A 19043-nucleotide genomic window follows, 5' to 3' on the forward strand; every position below is an offset into this window, starting at 1 on the left:
GGGGGTCCCCCCGGCCGAAGGCTGGGGGAGTTCCGGCACAGTCCGGGACGGGCGCGGAGGGCTCCGTGGCCGAGGTGACACGGCGGCGGTGGGGCGTGGCTCTGGGCGGACCGTTCCCGGCGCGGTTCTCGGAGCCGGGGTGGAGTTACGAGGAACGGGTCGGGCACCGTTGTCCTGTCTGTGAAGGGGAGTTGCATGCCATGCGCAGGCGGTATGCGTCGCAGGGGCGGGTGTACCGGTACACCGCGTTCATCTGCCCCGCCTGCCCCACTGCGTTCAGCCTGGCGGACCTGGGGGCGAAGAAGTAGGCCTCTTCGTCGTGACCGGGGTGAGGCTCAGACCGTGGTGATGACCTGCTCGAAGTCCAGGCGCGGGGAGCGCGGGTAGGAGGCGCCCTCGCCCGGCTTGCCGATGTTGACGACCATCAGCGGGGTGTGGTCGTCGTCCAGGAACTCCTTGCGGACGCCCTCCGCGTCGAAGCCGGTCATCGGGCCGGCGGCCAGGCCGGCGGCGCGGACGCCGATGATGAAGTACGCGGCCTGGAGGGCGGCGTTGAGCTTGGCGGAGCTCTCACGCGCCGCGCGCTCGGCGAAGAAGAGATCCTTGGCCTGCGGGAACGCCGGGAACAGGGTCGGCAGCTCCTCGTGGAACTCGTTGTCCGCGGAGAGGATCGCGACCAGCGGGGCGGTGGCCGTCTTGGCCTGGTTGCCCTCGGCCATGTGCGTCACCAGACGCTCACGGGCCTCGGCGGAGCGGACCAGGGTGATGCGCAGCGGGGTCTGGTTGAAGGCGGTCGGGCCGTACTTGACCAGGTCGTAGATCGCCTCCAGCTGCTCCTCGGTCACCGGCTCGTCGGTGAAGGCGTTCGCGGTGCGGGCCTCACGGAACAGCAGGTCCTGGGCGGCGGGGTCAAGAACGAGGGACATGGGGCAACCTTCGTGAGACTTGGTGGCTTACGGCCTCGACAGTACGCAAGGGAAGTTCAAGTTTCAACCAAAGAGTCCGTCAAGTGATCCGCTTCACAGAACCCAGGGGTGGGCCTACCGCCGCCGGCATGGGCACGAGGCCCGGCCCACCAGGCCTCCCCGCGACATGACACGACCCGAACCGCTCCCCACGCGCCGGAAAGGGCCGACCTCACCCACTCGCCGGGCTCCCTGCGCCGCCCCAGCCACTCGCCTCCACGTTTGCTGCCCCGGTTGGGGGCGCTCGGTTTCGTGTGGTTCGGCCCGGTCGGGATGGCCCGGCTCCGTGTGGCTCGACCCGGTTGGGGTCGCCCGGCTTTGCGTGGCTCGACCCGGTTGAGGTCGCCGCTTTGCGTGCTCGACCCGGTCGACCTCACTCACCCGCCAGGCCCCCTGATCCGGCCCCAGCCACTCGCTTTCACGCGTGCTGCCCCGGTTGGGGGCGCTCGGCTTCGTGTGGTTCGGCCCGGTCGGCCTCACTCACCCGCCGGGCTCCCTGACTCGGCCCCAGCCAATCGCGTGGCTCGACCCGGTCGGAATCGGTCGGCTCCGGGTGGCGCCACGCGGCCGGAGTCATCCGGCTCCACGCACCCGGGCGTCCCGCCTCATTCGCCCCCGCCGCCGGAGGCCCCCGGGTCCTCGTCCTCGCCCTCTGCCAGCGCCGCGTCCAGGCGGGCGCGGGCGCCGTCCAGCCAGCGGCGGCACACCTTTGCCAGTTCCTCGCCGCGCTCCCAGAGGGCGAGGGACTCCTCCAGCGTCGTACCGCCCGCCTCCAGCCGCCGTACGACCTCGATCAGCTCGTCACGCGCCTGCTCGTAACCGAGGGTCCGGTCGGCCTCGGACATACCGGGTGCCCCCTCGGCCTCGGTCATCCCCTCGGCCTCGCTCACGTTGCTGGTCATGCGGCCCACCTTATGCGTCCCCTCCGACAGTCCCGTCGACCCGGACGGTGAACTCGCCCCCGGCCACCCGAGCCCGCAGCGGCTCCGCCGCCGTGACCTCCCCGGGAGCGCGGACCACATGGCCGTCGGCCTTCTGCAGCACCGCGTACCCCCGCTGGAGGGTCGCGGCGGGGGAGAGGGCCACCACGCGCGCGTGCGTGTGCGTCAGCTCCGAGGAGGCGCGGTCCAGATGGTGGCCGAGACAGCGCCGGCCCCGGTCGAGGAGCGAGGCCACATGGTCGGCGCGCTCGTCGATCATCCGGTGCGGATCCTCTATCGACGGGCGGGCCAGCGCATGGGCCAGCCCCCGCTCCTCCCGCTCCACGAACGCCTCGACGCACCGCCGGGCCCGGTTCCGCAACAATCGCACCCGCTCGTACTCCTCGCCCACGTCCGGCACGACCTTCTTCGCCGCGTCGGTGGGCGTGGACGCCCGCAGGTCCGCCACATAGTCCAGCAGCGGGGTGTCCGGCTCATGCCCGATGGCCGACACGACGGGCGTACGGCACGCCGCCACCGCCCGTACGAGCTGCTCGTCGGAGAACGGCAACAGGTCCTCCACACTGCCGCCGCCGCGCGCCACGACGATGACGTCCACACCGTCCAGCGCGTCCAGCTCCTTCACGGCCTGGACCACCTGCGGCACCGCGTGCGCCCCCTGCACGGCCACATTGCGCACCTCGAAGCGGACGGCCGGCCAGCGGTGCCGCGCGTTCTCCAGGACGTCCCGCTCGGCCGCCGAGGCCCGACCGCACACCAGCCCGATCAGCTGCGGCAGAAACGGCAGCGCCTTCTTCCGCTCCGGCGCGAACAGCCCTTCGCTCGCCAGGGACTTCTTCAACTGCTCAAGCCGCGCGAGCAGTTCACCGACCCCGACCGGCCTTATCTCGGTCGCCCGCAGCGACAACTGCCCCCTGGGCGCGTACCACTCCGGCTTCGCCAGTACGACGACCCGCGCGCCCTCGCTCACCACATCGGCCACCGCGTCGAACACCTGCCGGAAACAGGTCACGCTCACGGAGATGTCGTACGACGGGTCCCGCAACGTCAGGAACACGACCCCCGCCCCCGGGCGCCGCGACAACTGCGTGATCTGCCCCTCGACCCACACCGCCCCGAGCCGGTCGATCCACCCGCCGATGAGCCGGGAGACCTCACCGACGGGGAGGGGAGCCTCTGCGGACGTGTTGAGAGCCATGCGGTGAGCGTAACGGCGGGGGCCGACAACGTCAGGGCGCCCGGCGTTCGAGAGGGCACCCGGCGTTCGGCACGCGTGTCGGCCCCCACAACCGCGGCCCTTACGATGGGACCCATGACCGCTTCGCCTGGCCGCCGTCGTGTCCTCCTCGCCGCTCCGCGCGGGTACTGCGCGGGGGTCGACCGTGCTGTGATCGCTGTCGAGAAGGCCCTGGAGCAGTACGGGGCCCCGATCTATGTCCGCCACGAGATCGTGCACAACAAATACGTCGTGCAGACCCTGGAGAAGAAGGGGGCCATCTTCGTCGAGCAGACGGAGGAGGTGCCCGAGGGGAACATCGTGATGTTCTCGGCGCACGGTGTGGCGCCGACCGTTCACGAGGAGGCGGAGCGAGGGAAGCTCGCCACGATCGACGCGACGTGCCCGCTGGTCACCAAGGTGCACAAGGAGGCGATCCGATACGCCAAGGAGGACTTCGACATCCTCCTGATCGGGCACGAGGGACACGAAGAGGTCATCGGTACGTCGGGCGAGGCGCCGGACCACATCCAGCTGGTCGACGGGCCCGGCGACGTCGAGAAGGTCAAGGTCCGCGACCCGTCCAAGGTGGTCTGGCTGTCGCAGACCACGCTCTCCGTCGACGAGACGATGGAGACGGTCGGCGCCCTCAAGGAGAAGTTCCCGCTGCTCGTCTCGCCGCCCAGCGACGACATCTGCTACGCCACGCAGAACCGTCAGCTCGCCGTGAAGCAGATGGGCGCGGAGGCAGAGCTGGTCATCGTGGTCGGCTCGCGCAACTCCTCCAACTCCAAGCGGCTCGTCGAGGTCGCCAAGCTCGCCGGCTCGCGCGAGGCGTACCTCGTGGACTTCGCGAACGAGATCGACGAGGCCTGGCTGGAGGGTGTCGAGACGGTCGGTGTCACCTCCGGCGCCTCCGTGCCCGAGGTCCTCGTCGAGGAGGTCCTGGAGTGGCTCTCCCAGCGCGGCTACGAGGACGTCGAGCTGGTCAAGGCCGCCGAGGAGTCGATCACCTTCTCCCTTCCGAAGGAACTCCGCCGCGACCTGCGCGAGGAGGCCGCGACCCTCGTCGCCGAGCGCACCGGCCAGGGCTCCGCCCAGGCCTGACTCCCCACCTGCCCGTACGGCCCCGGACGAGGAAGTTCCGGGGCCGCCGTGTTCGAGGACGGGCCGTGTTCGAATACGTGAAGGTTCGGAGGCCGTACGCGTTCGAGGGCGTGAGGATTCCCCGCCCGGACGGCGGACGGACCACCCCGGGCCGTGACTGTCAGTCGTACGACGTAACGTAGGGCCATGCACATCTTCGGCGTGGACATCGGCGGATCCGGGATCAAGGGCGCTCCCGTGGACCTGGACCGGGGCGACCTGGCGGACGAGCGGTACAAGGTGCTGACCCCGCACCCGGCGACGCCCGACGCGGTGGCCGACGGGGTGAAAGAGGTCGTCGAGCACTTCGGCTGGACCGGGCCGGTCGGCATCACCTTCCCCGGCGTGGTCACGGGCGGTGCCACGATCCGTACGGCGGCCAACGTCGACAAGGCCTGGATCGACGTCGACGCGCGCGCCCTGCTCGGCGAGCGGCTCGGCGGACTGCCGGTGACGGTGGTGAACGACGCGGACGCGGCGGGCGTCGCCGAGGTGCAGTTCGGCGCCGGACGCGACCGCCGGGGCACCGTCATCCTGCTCACCTTCGGCACGGGCATCGGCAGTGCCCTCTTCAGCGACGGCGTCCTCGTCCCCAACACCGAGCTGGGTCATCTGGAGCTGCACGGCCACGACGCCGAGACCCGCGCCTCCACCAAGGCCAAGGACGACCAAGAGCTGACCTGGGAGCACTGGGCCAAGCGTGTCACCAAGTACCTCGCCCATGTGGAGATGCTCTTCTCGCCCGAGCTCTTCATCATCGGCGGCGGGGTCAGCCGCAAGTCCAACAAGTTCCTTCACCTGATCGAGGGCATCAAGGCCGAGATCGTGCCGGCACAGCTGCAGAACAACGCGGGGATCGTGGGCGCGGCGATGCGCGCGGCGAAGGCCGGCTAGACACGGGGAGCCCCACCCCGGACTCCCCGGGGGAACGGGGCTCCCTCCGAGACCCTGGCTCCAGGACCTAGGAACCCCGAGGGACGGTCCGGCGGGGCTGCGCCGTCGCGGGCCTCGGGGAGCGGGGGCGGACAGGGCGGCGGTCGTACGGCCCCTGGGCCTGAACACCGGGTGCCCGGAGCCGCCCCTGCCCCTGCCGTCGCTCCCTCTCCCTCTGCCTCTCTCGCTCCCACTCCCGCTCGGCCGCCCGGCGGGCCATCAGCCGCACTTTGCGCACGGTCACGATGACGCCGGCGACGAGGGTGCCGCCGTAGAGCCAGCCCGCCTGTACGGCGAGGGCGGTGACGAGTGCCATCAGCTGGTCGCCGAGCCCGCCCTCGTCACCCTCGACGAGGGGCAGCCCGGCGGCGAAGGCGATGGGCACGACGACCGGCGCGCTGGCGAGGTCACCCCTCCGCACCCACACCGCGGTCAAGGCGCTGACCAGCAGGAACAGCACGCCGTAGACGATGGGGGAAGCCCCGAGGAGCAGTCGGACGAGGGCGGCGAGGACGAACATCGTCACCCCGCAGAACAACCCGGAACCCAGGCCGGTGAGCCGGGGGTTCGGCATGCGGCGCACGGCGCGGACGACGCGTCGTACGGCTTGCACCGGGGGTGGAACGGGCCCGCGCGCGACCGGAGCACGACGCGGCGCCCCCGCGCCCGACGAGCCCCGGCCGCCTCTGGCCGCCTGGGGTGGGAGGGGCATGCCGCGGTGCGGGTCGGTGCGAGGCGGGTGCGTCCTGTGTTGCTCCACTGGACCAACTTAGGTCGGTTAATGTGCCGAATAGGTCTACAGACACGCCGTTGGGCGGACCTTGGCCACGCGTTCGATACCTCGCCGGGGCGGGTACCGGCACGCCGTAAACTGGGGGATCGGCCGGCCCTCTGGCCGCTGGGGCATGATCCGCCGGACAGGCCCTGAACCTCCAGGCCCTGTCGCCCCAGGCCCCGGCCGCCTGGCCCTCCTCCTACGTACGGGAAGTCGTAAACGTGTCGCTCACGATCGGAATCGTCGGTCTGCCCAACGTCGGCAAGTCGACCCTGTTCAACGCCCTGACCAAGAACGACGTGCTCGCGGCCAACTACCCGTTCGCCACGATCGAGCCGAACGTGGGTGTCGTGGGCGTACCGGACGCCCGTCTGGACAAGCTGGCCGAGATCTTCGGCTCCCAGCGGATCCTCCCGGCGACCGTCGACTTCGTCGACATCGCGGGTATCGTGCGCGGCGCCAGCGAGGGCGAGGGCCTCGGCAACAAGTTCCTCGCGAACATCCGTGAGTCGGACGCGATCTGCCAGGTCATCCGTGCCTTCAAGGACGAGAACGTCGTGCACGTCGACGGCAAGGTCTCGCCCAAGGACGACATCGAGACGATCAACACCGAGCTGATCCTCGCCGACCTCCAGACCATCGAGAAGGTCCTGCCCCGGCTCCAGAAGGAGTCGCGGATCAAGAAGGACATCGCGCCGAAGGTCAAGGCGGTGGAGGAGGCCAAGGAGATCCTGGAGAAGGGCGACACGCTCTTCGGGCAGGGCATCGTCCAGGGCAGTGACCGCGCGGAGCTCCTGCACGACCTGCACCTGCTGACCACGAAGCCCTTCCTCTACGTCTTCAACGTCGACGAGGACGAGCTGACCGACGACGACTTCAAGAACGAGCAGCGCGCCCTGGTCGCCCCCGCCGAGGCGATCTTCCTCAACGCCAAGCTGGAGGCGGACCTCGCCGAGCTGGACGAGGCGGACGCGATGGAGCTGCTGGAGTCGGTCGGCGCGGAGGAGCCCGGCCTCGCCACCCTCGCCCGCGTCGGTTTCAACGCCCTCGGCCTCCAGACCTACCTCACGGCCGGTCCCAAGGAGTCCCGCGCCTGGACCATCAAGAAGGGCGCCACCGCCCCCGAGGCCGCCGGCGTCATCCACACGGACTTCCAGAAGGGCTTCATCAAGGCCGAGGTCATCTCCTTCCACGACCTCGTCGAAACCGGCTCGGTGGCCGAGGCCCGCGCCAAGGGCAAGGCCCGCATGGAGGGCAAGGACTACGTCATGCAGGACGGGGACGTCGTCGAGTTCCGCTTCAATGTGTGAGCGAGTGCGATAACACCACGTTGGCGATCTGGCAAACTTGCAGGTCAGATGGGGTCGGCTCTTCCGGGAGTCGGCCCTTTGCTGTTTCCCGTGCTGGGATGGTGCTGGTTTTTCTGGTGAGTCGTCACGCAATTGGTTCTGGTGTGGGCGGTTGGGAGTGGTACGTTATTCGGTACCATTTGGTGTAGGTCAACGACGATCATGAGGCCATCGAGATCGTCTCCAAGCACGGCAACGCCGTACCCCTCTCTGTCAGCCTTGGGTGAGACGTCCCGCTTCGTCGGGTTAGCCTGAGAGGGCACGACAGGAGAATCACCCCCTCATGACCAGCACCACTCCTTGACGTGCGAGTGGTACAGGCGCTCGCGGCGCAGGATCGCGCCCTTCTCGTTCTTGGGTGCGGCGTCGTACTCGGCCACGATCCGCAGCTTGTACACGGCCTGCTCGGCCGGATCCGGCTGGAGTACTAGGGTGCGTTTCATATGTGGATCTTGATGTGTCAAGATCCCACTTCGTGGGGCGGCATGATCTGACGAATACACAGTGGGCGAAGCTGGAGCCCCTGCTCCCGGTCGGCAAGAAGCCTGGACGGCCACCGGTGCACACCAAGCGGCAACTGATAGACGGCATACGGTGGCGCACCCGCGCCGGTGCTTCCTGGCGGGACGTGCCCGAGCGCTATGGCCCGTGGGAGACGGTCTACGGCCTGTTCCGCCGCTGGCAGCGGGACGGCACCTGGCACCGCATCTTCGAACAGCTGCAGGCCCAGGCCGACGCCGAGGGACTGATCACCTGGGACGTCTCGGTGGACTCGACCATCGCCCGCGCCCACCAGCATGCGGCCGGCGCCCGCAAAAAGGGGATCTGCAGATCGAGCCGCCAGGCGGTGTGTTCATCGAGCCCGACGACCACGGGCTCGGACGCTCCCGGGGCGGGCTGACAACCAAGCTCCACCTGGCGGTCGAGCAGGCCCAGAAACCGATGTCGCTGGTCATCACGGCAGGACAGCGCGGTGATTCCCCGCAGTTCCAGGTGGTCTTGGGCCGCATCCGGGTGCCCCGGCTCGGGTCGGGCCGCCCGCGCACCCGGCCGGACAAGGTGCGTGCCGACAAGGCGTACGGCTCCCGCGCGAACCGTGCCTACCTGCGCAAGCGCGGTATCCGCTGCACGATCCCGGAGAAGCGCGACCAGATCGCCAACCGCAAGAACCGCGGCTCCCACGGCGGCCGGCCACCTAAGTTCGACAAGGCCGACTACAAGGAGCGCCACGCGGTCGAGTGCGGAATCAATCGCCTCAAGCGGCACCGCGCTGTCGCCACGAGATACGACAAGTTGGCAGTTCGCTACGAGGCGACCGTGCTGGTCGCAGCCATCAACGAGTGGCTGTGACCAGCACTTTCAAAACGCACCCTAGGTGCGCCTCGGCGGGGTGAGCCGGTCGAGATCCAGGCTGATGTCGAAAGGCACAGGGCGCTTGAGTGTGCCCCGGAAGATGCCCGCAGGCGCGTAGAGGCGAGTCGGTTCGTCGAGTTCGTAGACGTGCACGACAGAAGCGCCGTCCTCTTCCTCGACGCACCAATAGTGCGGGATCTTGGCTTCTGCGTACTTGTGCAGCTTCACCGTGCGGTCACGGTGGGCGGATTCCGGTGAGACGACCTCGACGACGAGCCGGACCTCTTCCGGCGCGTACCACATGCGGTCCGGGTCGTACGGCGCGGTCGTCACGAGCAGATCCGGCTCCGGGCGGTTCCGCTCGTCAAGGCGGATCGTCATCTCCCGTTCGACCTCGAGACCGGCGGGCGCGGTGGCCATGAGCGCGGTGGTGAGGGTGGTGACAAGGCGGCCGTGCCAGGATCGCTGGGGCGACATCATGAAGACGAGGGCTCCGTCGATCAGCTCGGTGTGGCGGGGCGCCTCGGGGAGGCGGTCCAGGTCCTCCGCGAACCAGCCTTCCGCGCGCGGCGGGCGCATCCAGTCGGGCAGTGCGGTCATGGCTCAACCGTAGCGACTCGACGAGGCCCGGGCCACGAGATCGACGACGGGGCGACCGGCCCTCCTGCCGCCCTGAAGCACCAGACCTACCGCCGGTGCTGATTCTGTGCTGACTTGGATCTCCCAGAAGCGCGTTGGTGGTCGGCCGCGAGCAGATCAGCGACGACGGCCGCGCACAGCGGGTAGATCCTTGGGACCGAGGCTGAGTACCTGCTGCGAGAGGATCACGCAGCACACGCTGTACCACGACATCCTCACCGCCATGGCGCAGGCGGCCACCATCCCAAGCAAGCTCGGTGCTGCCCGGAGCGCCCGTTGCGATGCCGTCGCTCACCCCCCGAAGAGCCCGGTCAGCGTGAGGACGATGAGGAGCGCGTTCAGCGCGACGACGGCCACGGCGGTGGCGTACGTGGTCAGCCGCAGTACGGTGCTGTTAGCGAACGGGCCCATGAGCCGACGGTCGGAGGTCAGTCGAGCCAGGGGAATGAGGGCGAACGGGATGCCGATGCTCAGCATGACCTGGCTCAGGACCAGGGCCTGGGTCGCGTCGATGCCGAGGGCCAGGACGACGAGTGCGGGGACGAGCGTGACGGCGCGGCGCAGCAGGAGCGGGATCCGTACGCGCAGAAGCCCGGACATCACGGCTGCGCCCGCGTAGCAGCCGACGGAGGTGGAGGCCAGCCCGGAAGCGAGGATCCCGATACCGAAGACGAGGCCGACGGCGGTGCCGAGGGCTCGGGTGATAGCGGCGTGGGCGCCCTGGATGCTGTCGACGCCGGGGATGTCGTACAGGTTGCCCGCGGCGAGCAGCAGTAGCGCGATGTTGGCCGAGCCCGCGATGAGCAGGGCGATGCCCACGTCCCAGCGGCTCGCGCCGAGCAGCAGCCGGATCCGGGAGGGGGCCGGGTCGAAACCGTGGCGGTCGCGGGTGAGCGAGGAGTGGAGGTAGATGGCGTGCGGCATGACGGTCGCGCCCAGCATGCTCGCGGCGAGCAGTACGGTCTGGGCGCCCTCGAACCGGGGGGCGAGGCCGCCGGCCGCGGCCGTCCAGTCGATGCCGTGGACGACGAGGCCGGCGGTGAAACCGAGGACGATGATGGCCAGCGCTCCCGTCACGACGCCTTCGAAGGTGCGCTGACCGTGCCTCGTCTGTACGGCGAGGACCCACATCGACACCCCGCCGACGATGAGGCCGCCGAGCGGCAGCGGCACGTCGAAGAGGATCTCCAGGGCTATCGCACCGCCGACCACCTCGGCCAGGTCGGTGGCCATCACGACCAGCTCCGCCTGGGCCCAGAAGGCCAGTCGGCCCGCCCGGGGCATCCGGTCGCCGAGTGCCTCCGGCAGGCTGCGCCCGAGGACGATCCCCAGTTTCGCCGACAGGTACTGCACAACCATGGCCATCGCGTTGGCGACGACCAGCACCCAGATCAGCAGGTATCCGTACTGTGCCCCGGCGGAGACGTTCGCCGCGATGTTGCCGGGATCCACGTAGGCGATGGCGGCGACGAAGGCGGGGCCCAGGAGCCGTGCTGGGTTCGGCCGCGTTCGCGTGGGGGTCCGTCTCGTCCCGGTCACATCGGTCGAAGGCATGGGGCTCCTCGCGGGGGGGGGGGGGGGGGGTCGGCAGGACGGTGCCGGGTGCCGCTTCAGCGGTCCCCGGTCCGGGTGGCGTACTGGTCGGTGGCGGTGACCCAATCGAGATCGGCCGCCGGGTCCTGGCCGGGCCGGGGCAGCCGCAGCAGACTCAGCAGAGGGCCTGTCATGAGCGTCGTGACCACGGCCATGACGACGAGGACGGTGTAGAGAGACGCGTCGATCAGTCCGGCTTGGAGGCCGATGTTCAGCACGATCAGCTCGGTCAGCCCCCGGGTGTTCATGCAGACGCCCACGGCGACGGACTGCCGCCAGCTCAGGCCGACGGCCCGCGAGGCCAGGGTTCCGCCGCCGACCTTGCCCAGCATCGCCAAGGCGATCACCACGGCCAGCAGGACCAAGTCCCCACCGCGCAGCGCGCTGACATCCACCGACAGCCCGGCGGTGACGAAGAAGATCGGCATCAGGAGTTCCCCGGCACGGTCGACCGGGCCGAGGACGGCGGGGGCCGGGGTGCCGTCGAGTCGCCGGGGCATGACCAGGCCGAACAGCACCGCTCCGAAGATCGTGTGCAGGTTGAGGGAGGCGGTGGCCCACGCCGAGGCCATGGCCAGCGCTACCACGGCACCGACCCACTTCGGCGTGCACAGCCCGTGCCGTGCGCCCCACAGCAGTGCCGGCCGTACCACGAGGAACATCAGCAGGACGTATCCGATGGTGAGCGTGGTGGTCACCGCCAGGGACCTACCCTCGCCGGAGTGCAGGGCGACGATCACGCCGAGCGTGCTCCAGCCGGCCACGTCCACGACGGTCGCGGCGGCGATGCTTAGTGTCCCGGGCAGCGTCGGCGTGAGCCCGCGGTCGCGGACGATGCTGATCAGGACCGGAACCGCAGTGATGGACAGGGCGACGGCCAGGTACAGCACGAAGGTGAAGGTGCCCAGACCGCCCTCCTGCGGAGCGCTGTCACCGATGACCAGGGCCAGCCCGGCGCCCAGCAGCATGGGGAGCAGAAACGATCCGGCGGAGATGGTGGCCACACCCCGGGCGGTGCCTCGCAGCAGCCCCAGGTCCATCTCGTAGCCGACCGAGAACATGAACAGCACCAGACCGATCTGGGCCAGCACGGACAGGTACGGGATGATCTCGTGGGGGACGACCAGGGTGTCGATCCCGCCGGGCAGGTGGCCCAGGACGCTGGGGCCCATCGCGATGCCCGCGAGGATCTGCCCGACGACCGGCGGCTGCCCGAGCCGTCGGGCGAGGCCGCCGAGCAGCACGGCGAGCGCGCTGATCACCGCCACGGCCCCGACGACGTGGGCGACGATGGTGTCCTGGGTCATGCTGTTCTCCTGTGGGGGCGGGACGATGACCACGACGGTGCCGCGAGGATCCGCACCACGGCCGCCGCGATGTTGAGCCCCGGGCTGATGCCCAGCATCAACAGGTGGTCCCCGTGGGCGAGTTCGCCCGAGCGCAGCGCGTGGTCGAGGAAGATCACCTGGTCGCTCGGCCCCAAGTGGCCCAGATGACGGCCGAACTCCCAGTTGGACCGGTCGATCCCGATGCCCAGCGTGCGCAGCACACCGTCCTCCATGTGTTGCCGGGAGGAGTGGTTGTAGGCGACACGCGTGACGTCCGACACCTCAATGCCGGCCTCGTCGAGCACTTGGTCGATCACCTCGATCCTGGCCTTGATCAGCGGCAGCCAGGGACTCTCGCCGTCGTCCCGCGCCGTCACGTTCACCTGGAAGTCCGCGATGCGCCGGGCCAGGTCCCAGGCCGCGGCGTCGTCGCGGGACGGGAAGAGCGGCTCCCGTCCGCGTCCCATCTCCTCCAGTTCCACCACGGTGGTGGAGGCGACGGACAACAGTTGGGCGACGCCCGCGGCACGGGTCAGGACGACCGCCGAGGCGGCGTCACCGACGACGAAGTCCGGTGCCAGGCATTGCCACCGGTTGACGTGCGGCATGCTGATGTTGTCGGCGGCAACCGTCATCGCGGCGGCGTCCGGGCCCTGGCCCGTCAGGAACCCGGCGGCCAGTTCCAGCGCGGCGAACATGCCGTTGCACCCCTGACGCACTTCGGCCGTGGCCAGGCGACCGCCCACAAGGTGGCGTTGCAGGTACGACTGCGGATACCAGCCGACGGGGCCGTTGTTGTAGTTGTCGGCGTACAGGAGCAGGGAGAGGCCCGTCGGGTCCTGGCCGGACCGGGCGAGTGCTTGCCGGGCAGCGGCCAGAGCCATATCGACCGGAGGCACGTCACCGGCCACGGCGGCACCGGTGTACCCGGACTCCCGCGCCGGTCCCTCGGCGATCAGTCCGTCGGCCACCGCTTGCTCGATCGGGACTGTGTCGGGCAGGTGGACGCCGATGCCGCTGATGAAGACGTCGGTCACTTTCATAAGGGAATCCCCATACGGGTCAGGGCCGTTGCGGCCGGGCCACCACGTAGCAGGCCGGAAGTTTCAGGGGTGTGCCGTCGGCCAGTGTCTCGGTGGTGTGCATGGACAGGCTTCCGCTGGCGAGGAGTTCGAATCCGGAGGCGGCGAAGACCGCATCCAGCTCGGCCTCTCCCGCCGCCGTCTGCAGCCCGATGCCGAAGTAGGCCGACACACGGTCGAGCTTCGGCAAGTCATGGCGGCCGATGGTCATGAGGTATGCCATGTAGCGGTAGCTGTCGGGGGTGAGTTCCTGCGCGAACACGGTGCCGCGCGCGCCTGCGAGCAGGGCCAGCGAATGGATGCAGTTGTCCCGGTCGGCCGGAGCGAGCTGGTGGATGACACCGGACTGGTAGACGTTCACATCACCCAGCTCATCCCGGAACTCCCGCACGGCCGCCTCGTCCAGGAGGTCCAGCCGTCGGAATTCCACGTGGGGGCCGACGTTGAGCTGTCTGGCCTTGGCCAGCGCGGCCTCGGCGATGTCCACGCCCAGCACCCGCCCGAAGTGCCCCGCCAGGTAGGCGGTCTGGGTGCCGTTGCCGCAGCCCACGTCGACCAGTGGCAGCGCGGGGTCCAGGTGCGGTCCGAAGAGCTGGATGTGGGTGGCCGCGCCCAGCTCCGGCGGACAGTCCCAGAACGCCTCGCTCTCGCGCTGTGGAAGGTCCTGCCAGTAGGCCTCCCACAAGGGCCCGTATCGGCTTCCCATCCGGCTGTCCTGCCTTCCTTACACACGGGCTCTGGCGGCCCGCTGCGGTGCGGCGGGCCGGTGGTGGGTGTTCCGGGGTCCTAGAAGAGGGCCAGCGCCGAGGACGACGCCTTCAGATTGCCCAGGTGGGAGTGCCAGAGATGGGTCGGATCGGCCTCGACGGCCGCGACGTACTCCTTCATCGCGGTCAGGGCCGCGGGCTCGTCGGCGTCGTACACGTCACCCTGGAGCATGCGGATGACGTCCTCCCGGTAGCGAGGGTCGTCGATGAACGCGGTGAAGAGCACGTTCAGCCGGTAGTACATGGAGATGAAGTCGTACCAGATGTTCACCCCGCGCCGGAGCATGCTGACGTAGTCGTCGAAGCGGGGTTTGGTGAAGTCGTCGGCTTCGTACGCGGCGATGATGGACTTCGCGGCGAGCCGAGCGCTGTTCATCGCGACACTCACACCGCTGGAGAAGATCGGATCCACGAAGCGGGCGGCGTCCCCGATGAGGAGCCTGCTGTCGCCGGATATCTCCCGCATGCCGTAGCTGTAGTCGCCCTCGGACTTGAACTTCCGCAGCCGCTTGGCCTTGCGCAGAGCGTCGCCCAGTTCGGGCCGGCTGCCGACAGCCTTCCAGAAGAACCCCTCCAGGTCGTCCTTGGCCGCCTTGAACCTCTTCTTCTGTGTGACCACACCGATCGACGTGATGGTCTCGGTGATGGGGATCTGCCAGACCCAGGTGTCCTCCTCGGGCAGGAAGTGCACATGGATGTAGTCGGCGTCCTGGGGGCGCCGGGCCAGAGACTCGCGGTCCAGGTCCTCGAACCAGGTGTGCACCGCGTACTGGTTGAAGACCGGGTCGTTGACCTTGACCTTGAGCTGGCTGCCCAGCAGGGTCTGGCGGCCGGTGGCGTCGACCACCATGCGCACCGGGACCTCGGTCCGCTGGTTGCCGATCTTCATCTGGAGCACCGGCCGGTCCGCCCGGGAGAAGTCCACCCGGTTGACCCGTACTCCCTGGTAGATCCTGGCGCCCAGTTCCTCGGCGTGCTTCAGCAGGACGAGGTCGAACTCGCCCCGGTCGACGTGCCAGGCGTAGGTGCGGTCGACGCCGGGTTGTTCCCGCTCCTCGTAGGCGATCTCCGCGACGCCCAGCCCGTGCGAGCCCGCGTCGAACTCCATGGTGCTGGTCGGGCGGGTGTCCGAGGAGGTCCAGGCGGCGCCGTACTTGCGGACGAAGGGACCGTTCTCGATCTTGTCTATGGCGCCGATGTCGTGCAGGACCGGGATCACGGCCGGCACCAGCGACTCGCCCACGTGTTCCCGGGGGAAGACCTCGCTCTCGAACACCGCGACGGACAGCCCGGCCTTGGCCAGGTAGGAGGCCAGGGTCGAGCCCGCGGGACCGCCGCCGATGATGCCGACGTCGTAGTCGTACTCGTGGTCACTGTTCATGACGCAGCTCCTTCGCATACGTGCCACGTGGTCTGGGGAGGGGAACGCCGGTGGTCTCAACCTGAGGAATCCTGGAGGGAGAGCAACAGATCGGCGATGCTTTCCAGGTTCTGGAAGTGCTTCTTGACCATGTCGGTCGGAGGCACCCGCACGCCCAATTCCTGCCGGACGAAGGCGACCAGCCGGGCCGTTTCTATGGAGTTGAGCAGGCCCCAGTCGAGCAACGGCGTGGTCGTGTCGAACTGTTCGACGTCTTTGCCGTCAAGTAGTTCGGCGACGACGTAGTCGTTGAGTTTGGACAGGATCGTCGTGCGGTCGAGGTCGGTCACGTGTTCTCCTTCTGCCGAGGGGGCGTGAGCGAGGCGAGCAGGCGCGCACGGTCGGTCTTGCCGTTCGCGGTCCGGGGAAGGCTTGCGGCTGCCGACACGGAGTCGACGATCATGTAGGTCGGCAGCGACGCCGCGCAGTGGGCCTTGAGGGCGAGCAGGCCGGGCGGCTTTGAGTCGCTTGGTACCACGACGGCGTGCAACCGGGCCTCAAGACCCGTGCCGGTGACGACGACCGCGACGTCGGCAATGCCCGGGTGGGTGCTGAGTACGGCCTCGATCTCGCCGGGTTCGACCCGGTGGCCGCGGACTTTCATCATGGTGTCCTTGCGGCCCAGGTACTCCAGGTTGCCGTCGGCGTCGTAGCGGCCGAGATCCCCCGTGCGGTAGCCGCCCGGAGGCAGCCGGTCCTCATCCCAGTAGCCGAGCATGACCGTGGGACCGTCCACGACGATCTCGCCGGTGCCGTCCGCCGCCGTCCCGTCCAGCCTGATGACGTTGCCGGCGGCGGGTTTCCCGATCGGCAGCGGCCCGGACCGCCGGTCGTCGGCTTCCGTCAGCTGGTACCCGGCGCACACGTTGGTCTCGGTCGGGCCGTACCAGTTGAACAGCCGCACGCCGGGCCAGGCTGCCCGTAACCGCAGGGCGCTGCCGGTGGGGAAGGGCTCACCGGCGAAGACGCAGACGCGCAGGGCTGGGGGTGCGCCGGCGTCAAGGAGCCCGCCCGGTCGCATCATGAGCAGAAGCGCTGACGGCACCGAGTACCAGACGGTGATCTTCCGCTCGAAGAGGAAGTCCACCAGGGCCGAGGGCGCGTGAGCGAGGTCGTCCGGGACCAGGTCCACCGCCGCCCCGGCGTGGAAGGCGCCGTAGAGGTCGAAGACGGAGAGATCGAAGTTGAAGGGGGCGTGGTTGGCGAGTCGGTCGGCGGCGGACACACCGGTCTCGGCCACGGCCCACCGCACGAAGGCCAGCGCGTTGCGGTGACTCAGGCACACGCCCTTGGGGTCACCGGTCGAGCCGGAGGTGTAGAGGACGTACGCCGGATCGTCCGGCCGGGTGGGGTGCCACGGTGGCGCGGGCCGGGCGGCGGCCCGTGCCCGCACGGTGTCGAAGGTGACCAGGGGCGGTGCGGAAGCGGGCCAGCCCACTGCCGCCGCGGCCCCCGCGCCCGCTTGGTCCGTGACGACGAGGGCCGGTCGCAGGGTGGCTGCGATCCGGGCCACCCGGGGGGGCGGGTTGGCGGGCGCGAGGGGGCTGTAGACCGCGCCCAGGCGCAGGGCGGCCTGCGTCAGCGCGACGACGTCGGCACTCTTCGCGGCCCAGATCAGTACCGGGTCACCGGCGGTCACGCCGACGTCGGCGAGCCCGGCGGCGTACTGCTCGGCCATGCGGTCGAGTTCGTCGTACGACCAGGTCTCGGCGCCCAGGTGAACGGCGGGCGCGTCGGGGGTGGACCGTGCGGCGTCGGCCAGCAGGTGGTGGAGTCCGGCGGGTTCCGGGGGCGTCCTCATCGGCGTGTCCTCACAGACCCAGTTCGATGGCCACCAGCTGCCGCTGGATGTCCGAGGTGCCGGAGAAGAGGGTGGCAGCGACCGAGTCGCGCAGCGCTGACTCGATGCCGAACCCCTTGCGGAACCCCCGGCCGCCAAAGGTCCGCACGGCGTCGGTGGCGGTCGTCAGGGCTGCCTCCGAGACCGCGAGCTTCGACAGCGCGGCGGACAGTCCGCTCGTGCCGTTCTGGTCCATCTCCCAGCAGGTTCGGTAGAGCAGCAGCCGGGCGCTCTCCAGACGGATCTTCATGTCGACGACGCGGTTGGACACGGACTGGAACTCGGCGATACGACGTCCGAACTGGCGCCGTTCGCGCGCGTACGTCACGCATTCGTCGACCAGGCGTTCCTGAAGGCCGACGTAGAGCGCGAACAAGCAAGCGCGTTCCCAGCCCATCGAGTGCTGGAAGATCGCCGCCCCCTGCCCCGGTTCGCCGAGCACCGCCGACTCGGGCACCGGGCAGTCCCGGAACTCGACCGCTCCGGCCGGGCACCCTTCGAGACCGAGCTTGGCGAAGGGCTCAGCCGCCACCACGCCCGCTGCGTGCGCGTCCACCGCGAACCCGGTGGTGCCCCACTGCCGGGCCCCCGGGTCGGTCGTCGCGTAGACCACCAGGACGTCGGCCACCGGACCGTTGCTGACGAACGTCTTGGTCCCGTTCAGCAGATAGCCGTCCGGTACGCGGGTGGCGGTCGTGCGGAGGTTGCCGGTGTCCGACCCGGCCTCGGCCTCGGTCATGGCGTTCCCAGCGACGAGTTCGCCCGAGCAGAGCCCGGGGAGTGTCCGTGCCCGCAGCGCGGGCGAGCCGAACGCGACGATCGGCATCAGGCAGGCGAACAGGTGAGCGGCGGCGGCGAAGGCGAGCCCGGTGTCCGGGCAGCCCCGCCCGACCGCCTCGAAGACCCGCGCGGTGTCCAGTGCCCCAAGGCCCTGGCCACCGTACTCACAGGGAACGCAGGCACCCAGTACGCCCAGGTCGCCGAGGAACCGCCATGCCTCCCGGCTGAAGCCGTCCGGTTCCGAAACCGGATCCGCGGACGTCCGCCCGAAGTACTTCGTCACCTCGGAGAGGACGCTGTCATAGCGATGCTGCTGGTCGGCAGCCCAGCTGAACTCCATGGATCTCCACCGGTTTCCTCTCAGCTGCTGCCCCGGCGGGACGGTGACGCATCGTCAGGGGCACACGGAGGCTTTCGTCACAGACGTACGGGAACTTTGCTGAGCATGCCGATCGCCTCGGCGAAGAAGTAGATCCCCTGGAAGAAGGCCAGAGTGTCGCCCTTCTCCAGCCGCAGCTCGCGGTACATCACCACGCGGCGCGGGTCGCACTCGTTCGACAGCAACCGCTGCCAGCTGGCGAGGCCGCCGCGCAGGACGTAGTCGGCCGCCACGTCGGCGGGCTGTGCCGGCCCCAGCACGGCCGCCTTGACGCACTGCCCGTCCTGCCAGTCCACGTGCAGGTAGGCGGAGCTGTCCTGGCCGTCGGGCAGGCCGACGACCCCCAGCGCCCATGAGTACGAGTACGCCGAGCGCACCCCTTCGATCCACCGCCAGTAGTTGGGCAGCTTGGCCGCGCGTGCCTCCTCGTCCGGCCCGGCGTTCAACGCCCTGCGTACGTCCTCGGCCCACTCCTCGGTGAGGAACCCGGGCGCGGTCGGCGCCGCCTTCATCGTCACATCAGCCGTCATGACGTGC

19 protein-coding genes are annotated in these 19043 nt (G+C 69.5%); 4 read left to right on the forward strand and 15 right to left on the reverse strand.

Annotated features, from left to right (window positions below):
* Nucleotides 1-335 precede the first annotated feature (335 nt).
* The 3 genes from STRIP9103_RS25190 to xseA form a co-directional block, all read right to left on the reverse strand.
* A complete protein-coding gene (locus tag STRIP9103_RS25190) occupies nt 336-926 on the reverse strand; it encodes a malonic semialdehyde reductase (protein WP_009322241.1) in 591 nt (196 codons plus the stop codon).
* A 644-nt stretch (nt 927-1570) separates the two neighbouring features.
* Complete coding sequence (locus STRIP9103_RS25195) at nt 1571-1837, reverse strand: exodeoxyribonuclease VII small subunit (RefSeq protein WP_048820951.1); 267 nt, start codon at nt 1835-1837, stop codon at nt 1571-1573.
* Between the two features lie 40 nt (nt 1838-1877).
* Nucleotides 1878-3104 carry an exodeoxyribonuclease VII large subunit gene (xseA, locus tag STRIP9103_RS25200; RefSeq protein WP_009322235.1) on the reverse strand — a complete coding sequence of 409 codons (1227 nt, stop codon included), beginning with the start codon at nt 3102-3104 and terminating at the stop codon, nt 1878-1880.
* A 105-nt stretch (nt 3105-3209) separates the two neighbouring features.
* Here xseA and STRIP9103_RS25205 point away from each other — a divergent pair, with 105 nt between their 5' ends.
* Together STRIP9103_RS25205 and ppgK are read left to right on the forward strand one after the other, a co-directional pair.
* A complete protein-coding gene (locus STRIP9103_RS25205; RefSeq protein ID WP_086019306.1) occupies nt 3210-4229 on the forward strand; it encodes a 4-hydroxy-3-methylbut-2-enyl diphosphate reductase in 1020 nt (339 codons plus the stop codon).
* A gap of 186 nt (nt 4230-4415) precedes the next feature.
* On the forward strand, nt 4416-5162 hold the full coding sequence (gene ppgK, locus STRIP9103_RS25210) for a polyphosphate--glucose phosphotransferase (protein WP_009322207.1): 747 nt from the start codon (nt 4416-4418) through the stop codon (nt 5160-5162).
* A 67-nt stretch (nt 5163-5229) separates the two neighbouring features.
* On the opposite strand, the gene STRIP9103_RS25215 is transcribed toward ppgK, so the two are convergent.
* The gene (locus STRIP9103_RS25215) at nt 5230-5775 is read right to left on the reverse strand and encodes a DUF6542 domain-containing protein (protein ID WP_048820943.1); all 546 of its coding nucleotides are present in this window, start codon (nt 5773-5775) and stop codon (nt 5230-5232) included.
* A gap of 422 nt (nt 5776-6197) precedes the next feature.
* Here STRIP9103_RS25215 and ychF point away from each other — a divergent pair, with 422 nt between their 5' ends.
* Nucleotides 6198-7286 (forward strand): redox-regulated ATPase YchF, encoded by a 1089-nt coding sequence (gene ychF / locus STRIP9103_RS25220; protein WP_009322239.1) that lies wholly within the window; start codon nt 6198-6200, stop codon nt 7284-7286.
* Nucleotides 7287-7606: 320 nt separating this feature from the next.
* Here ychF and STRIP9103_RS50105 read toward each other — a convergent pair whose 3' ends face one another.
* Entirely contained in the window at nt 7607-7768 is a 162-nt protein-coding gene (locus STRIP9103_RS50105) for a hypothetical protein (RefSeq protein ID WP_009322224.1), read from the reverse strand.
* Nucleotides 7769-7800: 32 nt separating this feature from the next.
* Between STRIP9103_RS50105 and STRIP9103_RS47010 the strand changes: the two genes are divergently transcribed.
* A protein-coding gene (locus STRIP9103_RS47010) for an IS5 family transposase (RefSeq protein WP_411572367.1) occupies nt 7801-8675 on the forward strand; the annotation gives its coding sequence in 2 pieces (ribosomal slippage) (nt 7801-8190 and nt 8193-8675; 873 coding nt in all).
* A gap of 21 nt (nt 8676-8696) precedes the next feature.
* Here the strand turns inward: STRIP9103_RS47010 and STRIP9103_RS25235 are convergent.
* From STRIP9103_RS25235 to STRIP9103_RS25280, 10 genes are all read right to left on the reverse strand, one after another.
* On the reverse strand, nt 8697-9278 hold the full coding sequence (locus STRIP9103_RS25235) for a Uma2 family endonuclease (RefSeq protein ID WP_009322211.1): 582 nt from the start codon (nt 9276-9278) through the stop codon (nt 8697-8699).
* A 330-nt stretch (nt 9279-9608) separates the two neighbouring features.
* On the reverse strand, nt 9609-10871 hold the full coding sequence (locus STRIP9103_RS25240; protein ID WP_009322195.1) for an Nramp family divalent metal transporter: 1263 nt from the start codon (nt 10869-10871) through the stop codon (nt 9609-9611).
* A 56-nt stretch (nt 10872-10927) separates the two neighbouring features.
* A complete protein-coding gene (locus tag STRIP9103_RS25245; protein ID WP_009322199.1) occupies nt 10928-12217 on the reverse strand; it encodes a cation:proton antiporter in 1290 nt (429 codons plus the stop codon).
* Nucleotides 12214-13275 carry a ketoacyl-ACP synthase III family protein gene (locus STRIP9103_RS25250; protein ID WP_158696908.1) on the reverse strand — a complete coding sequence of 354 codons (1062 nt, stop codon included), beginning with the start codon at nt 13273-13275 and terminating at the stop codon, nt 12214-12216. Before STRIP9103_RS25250 ends, STRIP9103_RS25245 begins: the two co-directional genes overlap by 4 nt.
* Before the next feature lie 25 nt (nt 13276-13300).
* Complete coding sequence (locus tag STRIP9103_RS25255) at nt 13301-14026, reverse strand: class I SAM-dependent methyltransferase (protein WP_009322184.1); 726 nt, start codon at nt 14024-14026, stop codon at nt 13301-13303.
* An 80-nt stretch (nt 14027-14106) separates the two neighbouring features.
* A complete protein-coding gene (locus STRIP9103_RS25260) occupies nt 14107-15468 on the reverse strand; it encodes an NAD(P)/FAD-dependent oxidoreductase (protein WP_009322253.1) in 1362 nt (453 codons plus the stop codon).
* Nucleotides 15469-15524: 56 nt separating this feature from the next.
* Nucleotides 15525-15797: an acyl carrier protein gene (locus tag STRIP9103_RS25265; protein WP_009322178.1), complete on the reverse strand. Its 273-nt coding sequence runs from the start codon at nt 15795-15797 to the stop codon at nt 15525-15527.
* The gene (locus STRIP9103_RS25270; protein ID WP_009322205.1) at nt 15794-17308 is read right to left on the reverse strand and encodes an amino acid adenylation domain-containing protein; all 1515 of its coding nucleotides are present in this window, start codon (nt 17306-17308) and stop codon (nt 15794-15796) included. The genes STRIP9103_RS25265 and STRIP9103_RS25270 overlap by 4 nt, the downstream gene beginning before the upstream one ends.
* A gap of 10 nt (nt 17309-17318) precedes the next feature.
* Nucleotides 17319-18467 carry an acyl-CoA dehydrogenase family protein gene (locus tag STRIP9103_RS25275; protein ID WP_009322191.1) on the reverse strand — a complete coding sequence of 383 codons (1149 nt, stop codon included), beginning with the start codon at nt 18465-18467 and terminating at the stop codon, nt 17319-17321.
* Nucleotides 18468-18544: 77 nt separating this feature from the next.
* Entirely contained in the window at nt 18545-19036 is a 492-nt protein-coding gene (locus STRIP9103_RS25280; RefSeq protein ID WP_009322247.1) for a hypothetical protein, read from the reverse strand.
* Nucleotides 19037-19043 lie beyond the last annotated feature (7 nt).

Source organism: Streptomyces ipomoeae 91-03 (assembly GCF_000317595.1).
GTDB classification, from domain to species: Bacteria; Actinomycetota; Actinomycetes; order Streptomycetales; family Streptomycetaceae; genus Streptomyces; species Streptomyces ipomoeae.